Origin of the sequence: Gordonia sp. DT30, from assembly GCF_049844915.1 — a bacterium.
GTDB lineage: Bacteria > Actinomycetota > Actinomycetes > Mycobacteriales > Mycobacteriaceae > Gordonia.
In genome coordinates, this window is sequence record NZ_JBNCLY010000005.1 from 38,846 (window position 1) to 56,554 (window position 17,709).

Here is a 17,709-nt window from a genome sequence, read left to right on the forward strand (position 1 = left end):
GAAACGTCGGACCCGCGCACTCCCATCGTTGGCGACGACGACCCGACTGTCAACGGCCCCCGCGGAACAAGCTGGCCCGACGGTCAGGACCGCCCCTCGTCCTCGTCGTCGACGACGTGGACGGCGGCCTCTTCTGCACCGGCACCGGCACCGGCGATCCCCCAGTCCGCGGCCACCGAATCGGCCTCGTCGTCGCGCACGTCGCCTTCGTCGGGAGCGACCAGCCGGCCGGCCCGGCGGTCACCGACCTGATCGGTGTCCTCACCGAACTCCGGGTCGGCGTCGGACTCGTGTGAGCGCCAGTTGCGGTGCTCGTCGGCGGCGATGTCGTCGAGCGGATCGCTCGCGCCGACGTCCGGTCGTTCCTCGGAGAGTTTCTCGTCGAGGGTTTCGCCCTCGCGCATCTCCTGCGTCGTCAGACCGTGTTGCGCGCCCTTGGGTTCGTAGTCGGGCGGCGAGTAGCCCTCGTCGAGGACGTCGTCGACGCCACGATCGACGAGCGTGTCCTCCGAGGGCAGCTGATCGTCGGGGTCGAGGCTGTACTCGCCGTCCGAGCCTTCTGGGGTGGTGTCGTTCTCGTAGCCGCTCACCTTTTCAACGATGCCAGGCGAGCTCACTCGTGGCCACCGCAGTCGGAAACTTCGGCCGGGCGGCAAGGCTACGGACGCGTGACGCTTTTGTGAAATGGATCACGATCGGGCGCGCATTCGGTCACAATGTCGGGGTGATCGAGGAAATGCAGGACGAAGCCCGGTCCTTGCTCTTCGCGGGCGACTTCGAGCAGGCGCTGGCCGAGTTCTCGGTGCTGCGGGAGATCCGGTCGCGGCGCGAGGGACCGTATTCACCGATGTATCTGTCCAATCTCCACGACTCGGTGCGCTGCATGTCGGAGCTCGGCCTGTGGGCCGACGCCAGCGGCCTGTGCCGGGAATTGCACGGCAAGTATGTCCGCACACACGGACGTGGCGAGTCCGACACCGTCGACGTCGCCAAGCACTGGGCGTGGGCGCTCGTGCATCTCGACGACTACCCGCCGGCCGTCCGGCTCTACCTGCTGACCGCCGACGCGCTCTGGGACGTCGATCAGGACCAGGCCCGCCGACTACTCGGCGCGGCGCTGGCCCACCGGCACGGCCTCGATCCCGAATCCCTGGTCTCCCCCGGCGCGATCGACGGGGTGGGCCTGCGTCACCCCGACGGCGTACTGGCCCACCTCGGCGTGTTGCGATCTCATCTGCCCGACATCGACGGCGCCGCGTTCGACCGCACGACGATCGACGGGTTGGTGGCCTGAGCCGGCGCTCGGGAAAGCGCCGGCGCTCGGGAAATTCTCAGACCGCCGACGACCGTGTTCGGCGTGGCCGCGGCAGGTAGTGATCGGCGGCGTAGGCGCCGGCGTTGGCGAACCCGACCGCGAGCAGTCCCGCGATGAGCGCGAGCGGGAACTCGTAACCGTTGTCGGGATTCCAGAATCCGTGGTCCCAGTGCACGGTGGCGATGGCGCCGATCATGTCGATGATCAACAGGATCGAGACCAGGGGCAAGGCGAGCCCGAGGATGAGCAGAATGCCGCCCACGAACTCGACCCACGTCGCGTAGTACGCGGAGAACTCCGGCCACGGAGCGCCGACCGACGTGAAGAAGTCCTTGGTGGCGCCGATTCCGTTGGTGTGCAGCTTCTGCCAGCCGTGCATGATGAAGATGAATCCGAGGATCACCCGGGCGATCAGGAGCGCGATGCTTCGGAGCATGTTTCTTCCTTACTGTCGGTCTTGAAGTTTCGTTGTCGGGTGCAGCTTCGGTGTCGGTGGCAACGTCGGTGCCGGTGGCAACGTCGTGACGACGCCCAGAGCTGATGCCGGCGGCGATTTTTCGACCAGCGGTCCGCTCACCGTACGGGTATGCGTGTCGAGATGTCATGCCCCCGCATGATTCGGCGGGTACTGTGAGTGTCCGCAAGTTCGGCTCCCGAGGCGGGGCCCGACACGCGATCGTCACCAACAAGGAGATGTGAGTGCGCGGAAAGTCGGCCAGGACGTCGCGACAGCCCCTCCTCGGGGCGCCGGCCGATGAGCTGGACCCGTATCTCCCCGCCAACGGCAACCTCGGGTACCGCATCTCGCGGTACGACCTCGAGCTGGCATACCGGGTCACCGGCAATCGGCTCGAGGGCACCGCAACCCTCACCGCGACCTCCTACGTCGACCTGACGCGCCTCTCGCTCGATCTCGCCGGGACGCTGAGCGTCACGCGGGTCAGCGTCGACGGCAAACGGGTGCGTTACTCCCATCGCAACAAGAAGCTGACGATCGTCCCCGATACGCCCATCCCACCGGGCGGTGCGATGACGATCGTGGTGCGCTATCACGGCTCGCCCCGGCCGATCCGCGGTGCATGGGGTGAGGTCGGCTGGGAAGAACTCACCGAGGGTGCGTTGTGCGCCAATCAGCCCAACGGCGCGGCGTCGTGGTTCCCGTGCGACGACCATCCGGTCGCCAAGGCCACCTACCGAATCGCGATCACCACCGACAGCCCGTATTTCGCACTCGCCAACGGAGTCCTGGAATCCAAGCGCGTCCGCGCGGCGCAGACCACGTGGGTGTATCAGCAGATCGAGCCGATGGCGACGTATCTGGCGTCCATCCAGATCGGTCCGTACAAGAAGGTCTCGCTGGCCACCGGACCGATCCCGGTCGACGCGGTGTTCCCGGCGCGCTTGTCGAGCAACCTCAAGGTGGATTTCGCCCGGCAGGTGGACATGATCGACGCCTTCGTCGAGATGTTCGGACCGTATCCGTTTCCGCGGTACACCGTCGTCGTCACCGACGATCCGCTGGAAATACCCATTGAGGCGCAAAGCTTTTCGACATTCGGCGCCAATCATTGCGATGGCACGTCCCGATCCGAGCGACTCGTCGCCCACGAACTCGCGCATCAGTGGTTCGGCAACTCGGTGACGCTGGCCCGGTGGCGCGACATCTGGCTGCACGAGGGATTCGCCTGCTACGCCGAATGGTTGTGGAGTCAGCGGTCCGGTGGGCGCAGCGCCGACGAGTGGGCCCGGCACTACTACGCGAAACTCGCGGCCACCCCGGTGCGCGTGACCCTCGCCGACCCGGGGCCACGAAAGATGTTCGACGACTGGGTCTACAAGCGTGGCGCGCTGACCCTGCACGCGCTGCGGTTGTCGATCGGTGACGGCAACTTCTTCGCTCTCCTGCACCGCTGGACCGACAAATACCGCTACGGGTCGGTGACCACCGAGGACTTCATCGCCCTCGCGGCCAACCATTCGCCTGCCCCACTGCAGGAACTGTGGCGGGACTGGCTGTTCACCCCGGAGTTGCCCCCGTACCCCGGCGCAGCCTGAGCCTCCCGGACCCGCTGAATCCCGCGCTCGTGCGTCAGCCCCGCAGATATGCGATGACCGCGTCGTATCGCGGCAGCAGACCCGCGTCGCGGGCCTCGAACAGGCCCGGCGCGGCGGTATCCTTCGCGGATAGTTCATAGTCCAGCCGGGTCCCCTCGCGCGCGAGGGTCGGCCAGTCGATCGCCAGCTGCGGATCCATCGGATCGATCCCGTGTTCGGCACCCGGGTTGTAGCCCGTCGAGCAGAGGTAGGTGACCGCCGAGTCGTCGGCGAGTGCACAGAAGGCGTGCCCGAGTCCTTCCGAGAGATACACCGCACGCCGGTCGACGTCGTCGAGGAGGACGGTGTCGTGGGCGCCGAATGTCGGTGACCCGACCCGGATGTCGACGATGACGTCGAGGATCGCCCCCGCCGCACAGGTCACGTATTTGGCCTGGCCCGGTGGGACGTCGGCGAAGTGCACGCCGCGCAGCACCCCCGCCGCCGACACGGAGAGGTTGACCTGCGCGAGGTCGAAGCGGTGGCCGATGGTCTCGGCGAGCACATCGGCCTTGAACGCCTCGGTGAACACCCCGCGGGCGTCGCCGTGCAGGACCGGCGACAACTCCCACGCACCGTCGATGGACAGAGGTCGAACCTTCACGCGAATCCCTTTCCGCGGGCCAGTATTTCCAGTAGATAATCGCCGTACCCCGACTTGCGCAGCCGTTCCGCGCAGACCGCGAGCTCGTCGTCACCGAGATAGCCTCGGCGCCAGGCGATCTCCTCGGGAACCGCAATCTTGAGCCCTTGCCGCTGTTCGACTGTGCGCACGAAGTTTCCGGCGTCGAGCAGGGAGTCGAAGGTTCCGGTGTCGAGCCACGCGGTACCCCGCGGCAACACCGTCACCCGCAGTTTGCCGCGCCGCAGGTACTCGGCGTTGATGTCGGTGATCTCGTATTCGCCTCGCGCACTGGGAGTCAGCCGACGCGCGATCTCGACGACCTCGTTGTCGTAGAAGTACAGCCCCGGCACCGCGTAGTTCGACTTGGGCGCAGCGGGCTTCTCCGCCAACGAGATCGCCGTACCCGACTCGTCGAATTCGACGACGCCGTAGGCGCTCGGGTCGGCGACCCAGTACGCGAAGATCGCACCGCCGTCGACGTGGCCGAAGCCTTGCAACTGCGACCCCAGACCCGGCCCGTAGAAGATGTTGTCGCCGAGCACCAGCGCGACCGAATCCTCGCCGATGTGGTCGGCGCCGAGGGTGAACGCCTGCGCGAGCCCGTCCGGAGATGCCTGGGTCACATAGCTCAGCTCGACGCCGAACCGACTGCCGTCGCCGAGCAGCCCCCGGAACAGTTCCTCGTCCCCCGGTGCGGTGATGATGAGGATCTCCCGGATGCCGGCCAGCATCAGCGTGGACAGCGGGTAGTAGATCATCGGCTTGTCGTAGACGGGGACGAGTTGTTTGCTCACCCCCTGGGTGATGGGGTGCAGCCGGCTACCGGTGCCCCCGGCCAGGATGATCCCGCGCATGCAGACAGGGTAGCGGGCCGATGTGGAGCTGCCCCGGTATCGTCTACGTCGTCCCACGCAACCGCGCGGACACCGACCCGAGACTCCCGCGGGGACGACGAGAGGGGCTGAGCCCGATGCGCGTGCTGGTCACCGGCGGCGCCGGATTCATCGGCGCGAATTTCGTGCTGCGGACACTCGACCGGCGACCGGATGTGCGAATCCGGGTCCTGGACAAGCTGACCTACGCGGCCAACCCGGACACCCTGGCCTCGGTGAGCGATTCCGTCGACCTCGTCGAGGGCGACATCGCCGACGCCGCGCTGGTCGATCGGCTGGTCGGCGAGACGGATCTGGTGGTGCACTTCGCCGCCGAGTCGCACAACGACAACTCGCTCGCCGATCCGTCGGCGTTCGTGCAGACCAACCTGGTCGGCACCTACACCCTGTTGGAGGCGGTGCGCCGGCATCGGGTGCGCTATCACCACATCAGCACCGACGAGGTCTACGGCGACCTCGACCTCGACGACCCGGCCCGCTTCACCGAGGCCACGCCCTACAACCCGTCGAGCCCGTACAGCTCGACCAAGGCCGGCAGCGATCTGCTGGTGCGCGCCTGGGTGCGTTCCTTCGGCGTGGCCGCCACCCTCTCGAACTGCTCCAACAACTACGGGCCGTATCAGCACGTGGAGAAGTTCATCCCCCGCCAGATCACCAACGTGCTCTCCGGGGTGCGCCCGCGCCTCTACGGCGACGGCCGCAACGTGCGCGACTGGATTCACGTCGACGACCACAACGATGCGGTGTGGACCATCATCGACAAGGGCCGGATCGGCGAGACCTATCTCATCGGGGCCGACGGCGAGGTCGACAACCGCACCGTCGTCGAGACCATCCTGGAACTGCTCGGCCGGCCGCGCGGCGGGTTCGACTTCGTCACCGACCGCCCCGGTCACGACCGCCGCTACGCCATCGACTCGACTCGCTTGCGTACCGAATTGGGTTGGCGGCCTGCCTATGTCGACTTCCGCTCGGGCCTGGCCGCGACGGTCGACTGGTATCGCGCCCACCCCGACTGGTGGCAGGCGGCCAAGTCCGCTGTGGAACAGAAATATTCGACCACCGAGCAGGTCATCGGCTGAAGGTGACGCCCGGGCCGCTCAGCGGGTCCGCAGTTCAGCGCCCGCCTGCCGTGGCAGCCGCGCCACCGCGATCAGCGATGCGAGCGCGACCGCGCCGGCCACCAGGAACGCCCAGAAGTACGTGCCGGATGCGGTCGTGTCGCCGGTGATCGCGGCACCCAGACGCACGCCCACCGCGGCCACCGCCACACCCAGGCCCGAGGCGACCTGCTGAACCGTCGCCGCGACGGTGTTGGCTGTGCGCCGGTCGGCGACGTCGATGGTGGCGAATCCGATCGTCGAATATGCGGTGAGGGCCGTCGACCGGAAGACCCCGCTGACCAGTGCGACGACTGCGATCAGCCACGCGGGCGTCGATGCCGTCGCGCAGCCGAGCGCCACCGCGGTCGCGGCGAGACCGAGCGTCGAGACGCCGAGCACCGTGCGGAAACCGAAGGCGTTGAGCAGTGGCGTCGTTGCGGGTTTGATCCCGACGTTGCCAATGAACACGAACATCACCAACACACCCGAGCGCACCGGCGACCACCCGAACGCGGTCTGCATCATCAGTGGCATCAGGAACGGGATCGCCATGACGACCATGAAGAATCCGGCCATCCCGGCCTGCGAGAGACCGAACACGCGGTTGCCGAGCAGCCGCAGATCCACGACCGGCGTCGGAGTGCTCAGCAGGTGCCGGCAGGCCAGCGCGCACAGGATCACCGGCGCCGCGATCCAGGCCGCGATGATCCCGGCTCCGGCTCCGGTGTCGGCGATCAGATGCGCCGCCCACAGTGCGGTACCCAGTCCCCCGCCCACCACGGCCACGCCGACCCAGTCCAGCCGACGCGGGGGGCCTTCGACGTCGTCGGGCATGATCCGCCACGCGACGACGGCGGCGACGACTCCGAGCGGCACGTTGACCCAGAAGATCCACTCCCAACTCAACTGCTCGGCGATCACGGCGCCGATCAGGGGGGCCACCACCGGGGCGAGCAGACCCGGCCAGACGATGTACGACATCAGCCGCAGCACATCGGTTTTCGCGGCCGAGCGGAGGACCACCTGGCGGCCGACCGGCACCATCAGTGCGCCGCCGACACCCTGGACGACGCGGGCGAGGACGAGCCATCCCAGCGACGGTGCGAAGCCGCAGGCCAGCGAGGCGACGGTGAAGACCACGATCGCCGTGGTGAACACCGTCCGTGCGGTCCACCGGGTGATCAGCCAGCCGCCGACCGGGATGAACACCGCCAGCGCCAGCAGATAGGCGGTGATCACCACCGAGATGGCGGTGGGCGGCTGGTTCAGCGAATGGCCGATGAGCGGTGCGGCTGTGGTCACGACGGTCGTATCGAGCATCTCCATGAAGAAGCAGCCGGCGACGAGGAAGGCGCGGGAGCGTTGCATGCGAATTAGAGTAGACGCAACGTTGCGTCTACTGCAAGAGCCGGGCCCGCTATCCTGATGCTCGTGACGCAGCACCGGGGAAATCGGTATGGACGCAGCGAGGACGCCCGCGCCAAGGTTCTGCATTCGGCCGACGACCTGCTCGCGGAGGTGGGATTCGCCGCACTCACCATGGAGGGGATCGCCCGGCGTGCGGGGGTCGCCAAGCAGACCATCTACCGGTGGTGGCCGACCAAGGCCGACGTACTCCTCGAGGCCCTGATCACCGACGCCGACAAGAGGCTGACGATGCCCGACACCGGGGCCCTGGCGGGTGACGTGCGGGCGGCGGTGCAGCTGCTGGCCGCCCTGATGGCCGATCCAGAGGAGGGAAAACTACTGCGCGCCTTGCAATCCCACTCCGAACTCGATCCGGGCTTCGCCGCGAAGTTCGAGTCCGCATTCCTCGTCGGTCACCGCGAACGCGAGAACGCACCGCTGCGTCGCGCCATCGACCGCGGCGAACTGCCGTTGGACATCGACCTGACACTCGCTCGCGCCACCCTCTACGGGCCGGTGTATGCACTGCCCGTCGACCAGCTCACGCCGGACCGCGTACGCGCCATCGCCGACCGGTGGCTCGCCGCGGTCGGCGTGCGGCCGAAGTGACGGCCCCTGCGGTGACACGACTCCCGTTTTCAGTCATCTCGTCATGTACCGATGTCCCACGACCTGGGGTTTTGCGGCTGCGCTACTTCGGAGATGACTGAAAACGGGCGAGCACGGCTCAAGCGGCACCGAGACGAGATCGCCGAGGACGGTACCGCAGGATCAGCCGAAAGCGTTGTGACACAACATCAGTTTCCGTCGTATCCGCCGGGATTGTTCTCCTGCCACCGCCAGTAGTCCCGGCACGCTTGCACCACATCGAGTTCTGCTCGCCAGCCCAGCTTTTCGGCGGCCTTGTCGGGTAGGCAATAGGTGGCCTGGACGTCACCGGGACGGCGCGGGGCGTCGACGGTCGGGATGTGGATGCCCGACGCGGCCTCGAAGGCGGCGATCAGTTCCAGCACGCTCGACGGCCGGCCGGTGCCGAGGTTGAAGAACTCCAGTCCGGGGCGGGCGTGCTCGATCGCGGCGAGATGACCACGGGCGAGATCGACCACGTGGATGTAGTCGCGTAGTGCGGTGCCGTCGTCGGTGTCGTAGTCGCGGCCGAAGATGCTGACCTGCGGCAGTTTTCCCGATCCCACCCGCGCGACGATCGGCATGAGGTTGTTGGGGATGCCGTGCGGATCCTCGCCGATGCGGCCGGACGGGTGCGCGCCGATCGGATTGAAGTAGCGCAGGCCGATCAGCCGCTTGTCGGGCTCGGTCAGCGAGTAGTCACGCATGATCTCTTCGCAGATCCGCTTGGACTTGCTGTAGGGATTGGGCAGATCGATGCTCGTGCGCGAGGTTTCGACGAACGGCAGATCGGCCTGCTCGCTGTAGACGGTGCCGGTGCCCGAGAACAGGAACGTCGGGATGTCGAAGCGGCTCAACATCTCGAGCATCACCAGCGTCGAGTTGATGTTGTTGAAGTAGTACTCGAGCGGTTTGGCCACCGACTCGCCGATCGCCTTGCGGGCCGCGAGGTGGATGATCGCGTCGAACGGCCCCGTATCGGCGATGGCGGCGGCCACCGCCTCCCGGTCGGTGACGTCGATCTTGACGAACGGGACGTCGGCGGCGGCCAGTTCCCGGATCCGCTCCACCGCGACCGCACTGGTGGCCGACAAGTCGTCGAAGACGACCACCTCGTGGGCGGCGCCGGCCAGCTCGACGGCCGTGTGCGAACCGATGTAACCGGCTCCCCCGGTCAACAGAACACGCATGGGCACCAGACTATGGCACGCGAATCGACCCGAGTTCGGGCGCCGTGTCCGGCTTGGCCGACTCGCCACCAAGTAGTTGTAGTTCTACAATTTTTGTATGCCTACAACGACTGCGTCGACGGAGCTGACTCCCCGCCGCAAGATGATCATCCTGGCGACCTGCTGTATGAGCCTGCTGATCGTCTCGATGGACGCGACCATCGTGAACGTCGCGCTGCCGTCGATCCGCACCGACCTGCACGCCTCGGTGTCGTCGCTGCAGTGGGTCATCGACATCTACACCCTGGTCCTGGCGAGTCTGCTGATGCTCTCCGGCGCCACCGCCGACCGCTTCGGGCGCAAACGCATGTTCCAGACCGGGCTGGTCATCTTCGCCGTGGGGTCGCTGGCCTGCAGCCTGGCGCCGTCGGTCGCCGTCCTCATCGTGGCGCGCGCCCTGCAGGCGATCGGCGGGTCCATGCTCAACCCGGTCGCGATGTCGATCATCACGCAGGTCTTCGTCGAACCCAAGGAGCGCGCGCGGGCGATCGGCATGTGGGGTGCGGTCGTCGGCATCTCGATGGCGCTCGGCCCGATGATCGGTGGCGCGCTGATCGACCTCATCGACTGGCGCGCGGTCTTCTGGGTGAATCTGCCGATCTGCGCGGCCGCCATCGTGCTGACCGCGATCTTCGTCCCCGAATCGCGTTCGCCGGTCATGCGTACCCTCGACCCGCTCGGGCAGCTACTGGCCGTGGTGACCCTCGCCACGCTGGTCTACGGACTCATCGAGGGGCCGGTCCACGGCTGGGCGTCGGCGCCGACGATCACGGTATTCGCCGTCGCCGCAATCGCTTTCGTCGGATTCATCGTCGCCGAGCGGCATCACGACGATCCGTTCATCGATCTCCGGTTCTTCCGCAGCGTACCGTTCTCGGCGGCGACGATCATCGCGGTCTGCGCCTTCGCGAGCTGGGGCGCGTTCCTGTTCCTGATGTCGCTGTATTTGCAAGAGCTCCGCGGGCTCTCGGCCATCGAGACCGGCGCGATGCTGCTACCACCTGCGGTCGCGGTGCTGATCTTGTCGCCGCTGTCGGGGCGGGCGGTCGGCCGCTTCGGGACCCGGCCGTCGCTGGTGTTGGCGGGTGTGGCGATGCTCATCAGTTCGGCGTTGATGACGACCATCGAGGCCGACACGTCACTGCTGGTCATCGCGATCATCTTCGCGGTGTTCGGGGTGGGCTTCGGCGCCATCAATCCACCCATCACGAACTCCGCGGTCAGCGGGATGCCGCGCAGTCGCGCCGGCGCCGCCTCTGCGGTCGCCTCCACCAGCCGTCAGGTCGGCGTGAGCGTCGGCGTGGCGCTGGCCGGAAGCATCACCGGTGTCGCGGCGGCGGGTATCGGACCGGACTTCGCCTCCGCCATGCACCCGATGTGGATCTTGGTGGTGATCTTCAGCGCCGTCATCCTGGTCCTGGGCGTCGTCTCGTCGACCGGGTGGGGTCGGCGCACCGCCGCCGACGTCTCACGTCGCCTGATCGAACCGGAGACCGTCGATGCCTGAGCAGGGCCATGTGCCTGAGCACGACCGCGGCATGCCCGCCGACGAACTCGCCGACGAGGTGTGGCAGGCGATGATCGGTCTCGTCTTCGATTCCCGCGAGCCCTGGCGGCGGGCCGTCGTCGCGGCGGCCGGCCTGCCCTTCAGCCGGATTCGCGTCCTGCGGCGGGTCGCCGAGCGCCCGATGGCGCTCAAGGACATCGCTCTGGCCACCGCGATGGATGCGCCGGCCGCCTCGGTGGCGGTGTCGGATCTGGAGTCGGCCGGTTACGTTGTGCGACAAGTCGGTACGGCCGATCGGCGCAGCAGGTACGTCCATCTCACCGACGCCGGGCGCGTAATGCTCGATGCCGTGCGCGCGGTACCCGATCCTGCTCCGCCGCAGCTGCAGACCGCGACGGCCGAGCAGCTACGTCTCATCCGGGAGGTGTTGGCGCAACCGGGCGGCTCCGGTGCCCGATGAGCACCACGGCCAGACACCCCAGCGCAGCACCGATCCCGACGACGAACATCTCCGGATAGGTGACGCCACCGAAGGTCTGCGAGATCCATGCCAAGACCGCCGGCGCCGCGAAGCCCAGATAGGTGACGCTGTAGAACACCGCCGTCAGGCCGGCCAGGTCGCGATCACCGGCAATCCGCTGGACCTCGAGCAGGCCGGCGATCAAGGCCATGCCGTATCCGCAGCCGAGTACGGTCGCCGCGACCAGCGACAGCCAGATCGTGAGGACGTGGGCGGCCAACGCGGCCAAGCCCATTCCGACGGCGAGCACCACCAGTGCACTGACCGCGCCGCGGGCCGAGTTCGGGTCGTCGATGCGCCGTCCCAGTGACTGGATGGCGAACCCGGCGGCCAGACCGAGCACACAGCACAGCGCGGCGAAGGCGATCGGCGCTCCCGAGGTCCGCGCCGACATCAACGCCGGGATCACCGCATACGCCGCGCCACACGCACCGAACACCCACGGTGCCACCGGGAGCACCACGAGCAAAAAGCGCCGATGCCCGGCCGACGGGATCTTCAGGTCATCGATGAGACGGCCCGGGTTCTGTTGGCGCGCTCGGGTTTCGGGCACACGCACGATCAACACCAAGGCGACCACCGCGATGACGATGTTCACCGTATAGGCGAACACATGCGGCCACGGCGCCCATTGCGCGAGGACACCCGCAACCCCGGCGCCGATGCCGAATCCGGCGGTCAGGCTCATCGCCGCACGTCGCGCACCGACGGCCGGCCGGTCGCCGGCGCGCATGCTCAGCTCGGTGATCCAGCTGCCGCCGACGGCCATCGACAGGCCCAGGGCGACGCCACTGAACACGCGGCCCACCGACAGCAACACCATCGAGTTCGCGCCCACGGCCAACAACACCGATCCGACGGCGGCCAGCACCGGCGCGGGCAGCATCAGCGGCCGGCGACCGAAGCGGTCCGAGAGCGGGCCGCCGATCAGCAACGCGGGCACGATGCCCAGCACATAGAGGAACAGCAGGGCGTCCACGGCGACCGCCGAGAAGCCGCCGCTCTGGCGATACATCACCAGCAGCGGCGTGAATTCGTTACCGCCCCACGCCGTCGCGAACACGGCGAGCGCGACGGCCGGCCAGGTGGCGCGGCGGGCGGTGTGGGCGGGAACGGTCGCCGAGTCGGTGGTCATGGTCACTGCAGGCATCCGGGCAGATCGTGGACGTCGTCGAGGTGGCGCTGCAACGCGGCGTCGAACCCGTCGGCGTTGCGGGCTTCGATGAGGTGAAGGAGTTCGGTGTGGTCGGCGAGGATGCGCGCGACGACCCGCGGGTCACGTTGCACGCTGGTGCTGGCCATCCGGCGATGACGTTCGCCGAGGCCGGTGAAGAATCCGGCGAGCAACTCGTTGCCGCCGGCCGCGACGATGAGTTGATGGAACTCGGCGTCGAGCCGGGAGAACTGCGCGACATCATCGGCGGCGACGAGGCGATGGTCCTCGAGATTGACCTGCAGGCGCGCGACCAGACGCGCGGTCGACGTGTCGGTGGCGACTGCGGCGCGGACCGCATGGCCTTCGAGGAGTTTGCGGGCGTCGACGACCTCGCGCGCGTCCCGCTCGGTGACCGGGAGCACCAGCGCGCCACGCTTGGGATACAGGCGCATCCAGCCCTCGGCCTGTAATCGGAGGAATGCCTCCCGTACCGGAGTGCGGCTGACCTCGCAGCGCGAAGCAACGTCACCCTCGCTGATCAGCTCGCCGCCGGCGAGCTCGTTGGTCAGGATCGACTCCTTGACCTCGTCATATACCCGCTCGGAGGCGGACGCGGCACTCGAATACAACATAGACACAAGTTGCATGGTAGTCGTCGTGTTGTCGATGCGGCCAGCGGGGCGTTGCCCACGTCGTGATTGCCCGGTCTTGGTTGCCCGACCACCGTGACCGGCGGCCGATCAGCAGGTGAGAGACTGTCGGGCGTGACGAGCACGAACGAGCCGACCATAGACATCACCGACCAGCCGATCACCGACGAAGAGATCTTCATGGCCCATGTGGGCGGCAAGCTCTCGGTGGAACTGCGCTCCCCGATCGACACGCAACGCGACCTGTCGATCGCCTACACGCCCGGCGTGGCTCAGGTCTCGCGCGCGATCGACGCCCAGCGCGACCTGGTGAACAAGTACACGTGGACCGACCGGCTCGTCGCCGTGGTCAGTGACGGATCAGCGGTCCTCGGCCTCGGCGACATCGGGCCGCGCGCATCGCTGCCGGTGATGGAGGGCAAGTCGGCGCTGTTCCGGACGTTCGCGGGACTGAACTCGATCCCGATCGTGCTCGACACCAAGGACCCCGACGAGATCGTCGAGACGCTGGTGCGGCTGCGACCGAGCTTCGGGGCGGTCAACCTGGAGGACATCTCGGCCCCGCGCTGCTTCGAGATCGAGCGCCGGGTCATCGAAGCACTGGACTGCCCGGTCATGCACGACGATCAGCACGGCACCGCAATCGTGGTGCTCGCCGCCCTCAAGGGTGCGGTGCGGCTGCTCGGACGTGGCCTCACCGACCTGCGCGTGGTGATCTCCGGTGCGGGCGCGGCCGGGGTGGCCTGCGCGAACATCCTGCTCGCATCCGGTATCTCCGACATCGTCGTGCTCGATTCGCGAGGCATCGTGTCGGCCGGGCGCGACGGCCTCAACGAGTTCAAGCAGGACCTCGCCGCCCGCACCAATCCACGCGGACTGACCGGCGGGCCGGCCGAGGCGTTGGCCGGGGCCGACGTCTTCCTCGGCGTGTCGGCGGGCACCGTCGACGAATCGCTGATCGCGTCGATGAACGACGACGCCATCGTCTTCGCGCTGTCCAACCCGGACCCGGAGATCCATCCGGAGATCGCCGCGCGGCATGCCGCCATCGTCGCCACCGGACGCAGCGACTTCCCGAACCAGATCAACAACGTGCTCGCCTTCCCCGGCGTGTTCGCCGGAGCCCTCGACGTCGGCGCCACCCGCATCACCGAGAGCATGAAACTTGCTGCGGCCGAGGCGATCCTGTCGGTGGTGGCCGAAGACCTCGCGGCCGACAAGATCGTGCCCAGCCCGTTGGATCACCGCGTCGCACCCGCGGTGGCCGAGGCCGTCGCCGCCGCAGCCCGCGCCGACGAGGTCTGCTGAAGCGCACCGATCGACGTCCGGCTCGGCCGGTTCAGTCCGGTTCGTCGTGGGCTTGCCACGTACAGAGGCAGATCTCGTTGCCCTCGACGTCGGCGAGCACCCACCAGGCCGGGGCGTAGGTGTCGGTGACCAGCCTGCCCCCGGCGTCGAGTGCCGCCGCCATCCGCGACTGCACCGCATCGTGCGGGAGCAGGAGATCGACGTGCATCCGGCTGCGTTGGGGCCGTGCGGAATCCATCTGCTGAAACCACAGCGGCGGGAGGATTCCGGCGGGGTCGGTGAGGTCGGACTCGGTCTGCGCGGGCTCGTCGCGATAACCGAGCACCGCGCGCCAGAACGGCCGGATCGCCTCGATGTCGACCGCGTCGATCGCGAGGTCGAATCGGGCCGGTGGCGCCCCGCCGGCGTCGATGTCCATGCCGTCGGCGATGTGGGCGATCTGGTTCGCGAGATCGACGTCGGCTTGCGTCAGCCCGTGCGCGCTGTGCGTGGTGAGCGTGAGATGCACTGAGCCGTAACGCAGGTCGATGTCCGGGTGATGACCGGCCGCTTCGGCGGCCTCGACGATCCGGGCGACGAATCGTCCGCCGGTGACCATGTTGCCGGTGCGGTAGGCCACCTGCAGCGCGTCGCCGATCACCCGCCAGGGGTCGGCGACCGACTCCGTCGCGTCGGCGGCAGCGAGCAAGCGTTGCGGATTCTCGGCCATGATCCGACCATACGACTCCGACGGCAACGGATTCAGGCGAAAGCCCCAATAGTCGATCCATGCCCGTGCTGCCGCCGTGACCGGCCGGTTTTTGTTCGACGCCGACCACTCGCTACACTCGTCAGCGCTGCCATGCGCAGCGCGCCGCCCTAGCTCAGTCGGTAGAGCGATTCACTCGTAATGAATAGGTCAGGGGTTCGATTCCCCTGGGCGGCTCCACGGAAATCGCTGGTGACCCCATCATTGTGGCCTAGAGTGATGCGATGTCCTCCACGATTCTGCTGGGCGGTCGGCCATCGTGACGAAGCCACGGCCCTTCGTCCTGAGCTTCCAGCGCCGGATCGCCAATCCGGTCGCGCGCCGGGTTGCTCGCTACTTGCCCGGCCAAGTGGTGGTGGAGACCACCGGACGACGCAGCGGTCTCCCGAGGCGCACACCTGTCGCCGGAACGCTGGTGGGTTCGACATTCTGGCTTGTCACCGAATTCGGCCGCGAGTCGCAGTATGTACGCAACCTCGAAGCGGACCCACATGTGCGTCTGCAGATCCGCGGAAAGTGGCGAGCCGGAATCGCCGCGGTCCTCGACCGCGACGATCCCAGGGAGCGGCTCAAGCAACTGCCGTGACTCCAACAGCGTCATCGTACGCATCGTGGGAACCGAGTTGCTCACCGTCCGCATCGAATTGACGGATCTTCAGGCGTAGGTTGAAGCGCTGGGCCGCAGCCCTATGAAGTTCTCAACGAACAGTTGCGGTCCCGGCAGGCCGGGTGCACGGGTCAGGAAGTCTTGTGGGTAAGCCTGTTTCAGGCGGCTGTCGTCGGGCGGATAGTGCGGTCAGGCGGCCGGCTTCAGGCAGCCGGTGTCAGGCAGCGTTGTCGAGACGTAAGGTGCGTCGGTTGTAGGCCGGTTGTGGCCGCCGTCGCGGGTCGACCGTGGCCGGTGGGATGAGCCACGGATGTCGATCGAACCCCATGACCACGTCCCACCCTCTGTCGTGGACGTCGTGGTGGCAGCTGGTGCAGAGCAGGCAGCCGTTGTCGAGGTCGGTGGTCCCACCGTCAACCCACGACACAAGGTGGTGCGCCTGCGTTCGCGATGCCGGCGCACCGCATTTGACGCAGCACTTATCCCTGAGCAGCAATGCTTTTCGCTGCGACGGCGTGAACAGCCGCTTCTCACGCCCGACGTTCAACGGCACCTGCTCGCCGTCGACGATGACGACGGTGATCCCGGCATCACAACCCAACGTCTTCGCCGTCGCGGGTGTCACAGATCCCATGAACTCGAGTGCGGACAGCTTCGGGGCATCAGCCGGAATCGTCAACAAGACGCCGCCGGTCGGTTTGCACGACACCGTCTCATCGGCGAGACCCTTCTCGGCGAGCTCGAGGATCGTCTCGAGAGCATCAGCACGCTTGCGATCGGCCGAGCGTGGATCGTGCGAGCCGTCGGGTTGGGGTTTCGGGGCGGACAAACTCTCGACGAGGCTGCGCAGTTTCTCCCCGGCGACGGCATCGAGGTTGGCGCGCACATCGAGGCGGCCATCATCGGTTTTGTGGTAGCCGAGTTCGTTGATGGCTTTGTCTTCGGCGGCAGGTTTGCCGTCGTCGGTGTCGGCGGCGAGTTCGTTGGCGATGGTGCGGGCGTGATCAGTGATCTGGGCCGGTGCCATCCCTGCCGAAGACCACGACATCAGTGACATCAGTTGCGCCGACCGCATGTCAGGGTCGACGGGTTCGTCGGATCGGGTTTCGATGTGCGACAGCCCCCGCACGATCGCGTCGGCGTGTTCGGACGAGATCGAACCGTCGGCCGCGTGCCGCAACAGCGGGTCGATGTCGGTGGCGGTGCCGATCCGTACGAACCGCGCGGCGACGGCGGGCGCGCACCCCATCACGACGAGTAGTTCCCGCAGGCGGCGGCCCTTGCCGTCGGCGACGCCGAGGCGGTCGAGGTCACCGGTGAACGTGGTTGCGTGGTGGTCGGCGAGATTGCGGATCAGCAGGATCTGTTGCATCGCGGCGTGTGCCTGCGGCCCGGTCATGTCGGGGCGGGTGCGGAGTTCGGTGAGCTGGTCGACAACGCCGGCCAAAACTGCTGCAGTATCCGTGCTTTCGATGGTGACGTCGGCGATCATGGTGCCCCCCTATGTGATCGATGCGATGTCTCCATCCTACCCGCATGCGCCGACAATGACATCCGGATAGGCGGCATCTGTGTATCGAATATGGTTTGTGGACAACGTCTTTCGCTTCCCCTGCGACTGCGCATTTCTGTCGGTGGCATGTGGTAGCGCAGGGGCCCCGCATAGCCAAAACGATACGAAGAACGCGGCGGCCGACAAAAGAAATCGCATCACCATGCAGGGTTCGTGAATAATGGTTCAGTCCGCGTGTCAGCCGATGACGAACCATCTGCATATAGGTTCCTGGTCGGGTGCCAGATCACACAGAACGGGAGTTAGCCGGTATCGGGAACTGGTTGCGAACCGGGCCGCACGGATGTGGGCAACTCCCACCGACGATCAGCGCCGGCGCATTGCCGTGTTGCTCGTCGACGCCCCCA

18 protein-coding genes and 1 tRNA gene are annotated in these 17,709 nt (G+C 67.2%); 9 read left to right on the plus strand and 10 right to left on the minus strand.

The annotated features are described in order from the left end of the window. Window positions 1–83: 83 nt before the first annotated feature. The gene (locus ACLQ3C_RS06845; protein WP_425704295.1) at window positions 84–590 is read right to left on the minus strand and encodes a DUF5709 domain-containing protein; all 507 of its coding nucleotides are present in this window, start codon (window positions 588–590) and stop codon (window positions 84–86) included. Between the two features lie 134 nt (window positions 591–724). Between ACLQ3C_RS06845 and ACLQ3C_RS06850 the strand changes: the two genes are divergently transcribed. After that, window positions 725–1,294 carry a hypothetical protein gene (locus ACLQ3C_RS06850; RefSeq protein WP_425704296.1) on the plus strand — a complete coding sequence of 190 codons (570 nt, stop codon included), beginning with the start codon at window positions 725–727 and terminating at the stop codon, window positions 1,292–1,294. A 37-nt stretch (window positions 1,295–1,331) separates the two neighbouring features. Here ACLQ3C_RS06850 and ACLQ3C_RS06855 read toward each other — a convergent pair whose 3' ends face one another. Next, window positions 1,332–1,751, minus strand: a complete 420-nt coding sequence (locus ACLQ3C_RS06855; protein ID WP_425704297.1) for a DoxX family protein — start codon at window positions 1,749–1,751, stop codon at window positions 1,332–1,334. A gap of 263 nt (window positions 1,752–2,014) precedes the next feature. Between ACLQ3C_RS06855 and ACLQ3C_RS06860 the strand changes: the two genes are divergently transcribed. Continuing rightward, complete coding sequence (locus ACLQ3C_RS06860) at window positions 2,015–3,370, plus strand: M1 family metallopeptidase (RefSeq protein WP_425704298.1); 1,356 nt, start codon at window positions 2,015–2,017, stop codon at window positions 3,368–3,370. 34 nt (window positions 3,371–3,404) lie between these two features. Here the strand turns inward: ACLQ3C_RS06860 and ACLQ3C_RS06865 are convergent, their stop codons facing one another. Next, window positions 3,405–4,013 (minus strand): dTDP-4-dehydrorhamnose 3,5-epimerase family protein, encoded by a 609-nt coding sequence (locus tag ACLQ3C_RS06865; protein WP_425704299.1) that lies wholly within the window; start codon window positions 4,011–4,013, stop codon window positions 3,405–3,407. Then, window positions 4,010–4,888 carry a glucose-1-phosphate thymidylyltransferase RfbA gene (rfbA, locus tag ACLQ3C_RS06870; protein ID WP_425704300.1) on the minus strand — a complete coding sequence of 293 codons (879 nt, stop codon included), beginning with the start codon at window positions 4,886–4,888 and terminating at the stop codon, window positions 4,010–4,012. Before rfbA ends, ACLQ3C_RS06865 begins: the two co-directional genes overlap by 4 nt. 116 nt (window positions 4,889–5,004) lie before the next feature. Here rfbA and rfbB point away from each other — a divergent pair, with 116 nt between their 5' ends. Beyond that, on the plus strand, window positions 5,005–6,009 hold the full coding sequence (gene rfbB / locus ACLQ3C_RS06875) for a dTDP-glucose 4,6-dehydratase (RefSeq protein WP_425704443.1): 1,005 nt from the start codon (window positions 5,005–5,007) through the stop codon (window positions 6,007–6,009). A gap of 18 nt (window positions 6,010–6,027) precedes the next feature. Here the strand turns inward: rfbB and ACLQ3C_RS06880 are convergent, their stop codons facing one another. Continuing rightward, entirely contained in the window at window positions 6,028–7,398 is a 1,371-nt protein-coding gene (locus ACLQ3C_RS06880) for an MFS transporter (RefSeq protein WP_425704301.1), read from the minus strand. A 63-nt stretch (window positions 7,399–7,461) separates the two neighbouring features. Here ACLQ3C_RS06880 and ACLQ3C_RS06885 point away from each other — a divergent pair, with 63 nt between their 5' ends. Then, window positions 7,462–8,046 carry a TetR/AcrR family transcriptional regulator gene (locus ACLQ3C_RS06885; protein ID WP_425704302.1) on the plus strand — a complete coding sequence of 195 codons (585 nt, stop codon included), beginning with the start codon at window positions 7,462–7,464 and terminating at the stop codon, window positions 8,044–8,046. A gap of 188 nt (window positions 8,047–8,234) precedes the next feature. Here the strand turns inward: ACLQ3C_RS06885 and galE are convergent, their stop codons facing one another. Then, a complete protein-coding gene (galE, locus tag ACLQ3C_RS06890; protein ID WP_425704303.1) occupies window positions 8,235–9,254 on the minus strand; it encodes a UDP-glucose 4-epimerase GalE in 1,020 nt (339 codons plus the stop codon). A 142-nt stretch (window positions 9,255–9,396) separates the two neighbouring features. Here galE and ACLQ3C_RS06895 point away from each other — a divergent pair, with 142 nt between their 5' ends. Together ACLQ3C_RS06895 and ACLQ3C_RS06900 are read left to right on the plus strand one after the other, a co-directional pair. Beyond that, window positions 9,397–10,800, plus strand: a complete 1,404-nt coding sequence (locus ACLQ3C_RS06895) for a DHA2 family efflux MFS transporter permease subunit (protein WP_425704444.1) — start codon at window positions 9,397–9,399, stop codon at window positions 10,798–10,800. Continuing rightward, on the plus strand, window positions 10,793–11,260 hold the full coding sequence (locus ACLQ3C_RS06900) for a MarR family winged helix-turn-helix transcriptional regulator (protein WP_425704304.1): 468 nt from the start codon (window positions 10,793–10,795) through the stop codon (window positions 11,258–11,260). The genes ACLQ3C_RS06895 and ACLQ3C_RS06900 overlap by 8 nt, the downstream gene beginning before the upstream one ends. Here the strand turns inward: ACLQ3C_RS06900 and ACLQ3C_RS06905 are convergent. Both ACLQ3C_RS06905 and ACLQ3C_RS06910 read right to left on the minus strand, forming a co-directional pair. Continuing rightward, window positions 11,214–12,470 carry an MFS transporter gene (locus ACLQ3C_RS06905; RefSeq protein WP_425704305.1) on the minus strand — a complete coding sequence of 419 codons (1,257 nt, stop codon included), beginning with the start codon at window positions 12,468–12,470 and terminating at the stop codon, window positions 11,214–11,216. The genes ACLQ3C_RS06900 and ACLQ3C_RS06905 overlap by 47 nt on opposite strands. Beyond that, window positions 12,458–13,108: a GntR family transcriptional regulator gene (locus ACLQ3C_RS06910; protein ID WP_425704445.1), complete on the minus strand. Its 651-nt coding sequence runs from the start codon at window positions 13,106–13,108 to the stop codon at window positions 12,458–12,460. Before ACLQ3C_RS06910 ends, ACLQ3C_RS06905 begins: the two co-directional genes overlap by 13 nt. Window positions 13,109–13,231: 123 nt before the next feature. Between ACLQ3C_RS06910 and ACLQ3C_RS06915 the strand changes: the two genes are divergently transcribed. Continuing rightward, window positions 13,232–14,434, plus strand: a complete 1,203-nt coding sequence (locus ACLQ3C_RS06915) for an NAD(P)-dependent malic enzyme (protein WP_425704446.1) — start codon at window positions 13,232–13,234, stop codon at window positions 14,432–14,434. A gap of 31 nt (window positions 14,435–14,465) precedes the next feature. Here ACLQ3C_RS06915 and ACLQ3C_RS06920 read toward each other — a convergent pair whose 3' ends face one another. Next, entirely contained in the window at window positions 14,466–15,143 is a 678-nt protein-coding gene (locus ACLQ3C_RS06920) for a VOC family protein (protein WP_425704306.1), read from the minus strand. 143 nt (window positions 15,144–15,286) lie between these two features. Here ACLQ3C_RS06920 and ACLQ3C_RS06925 point away from each other — a divergent pair. After that, window positions 15,287–15,362: transfer RNA gene (locus ACLQ3C_RS06925), tRNA-Thr, on the plus strand. A gap of 79 nt (window positions 15,363–15,441) precedes the next feature. After that, the gene (locus ACLQ3C_RS06930) at window positions 15,442–15,768 is read left to right on the plus strand and encodes a nitroreductase/quinone reductase family protein (protein ID WP_425704307.1); all 327 of its coding nucleotides are present in this window, start codon (window positions 15,442–15,444) and stop codon (window positions 15,766–15,768) included. 238 nt (window positions 15,769–16,006) lie between these two features. On the opposite strand, the gene ACLQ3C_RS06935 is transcribed toward ACLQ3C_RS06930, so the two are convergent. Beyond that, on the minus strand, window positions 16,007–17,281 hold the full coding sequence (locus tag ACLQ3C_RS06935) for a DUF222 domain-containing protein (RefSeq protein WP_425704308.1): 1,275 nt from the start codon (window positions 17,279–17,281) through the stop codon (window positions 16,007–16,009). Between the last annotated feature and the right edge of the window lie 428 nt (window positions 17,282–17,709).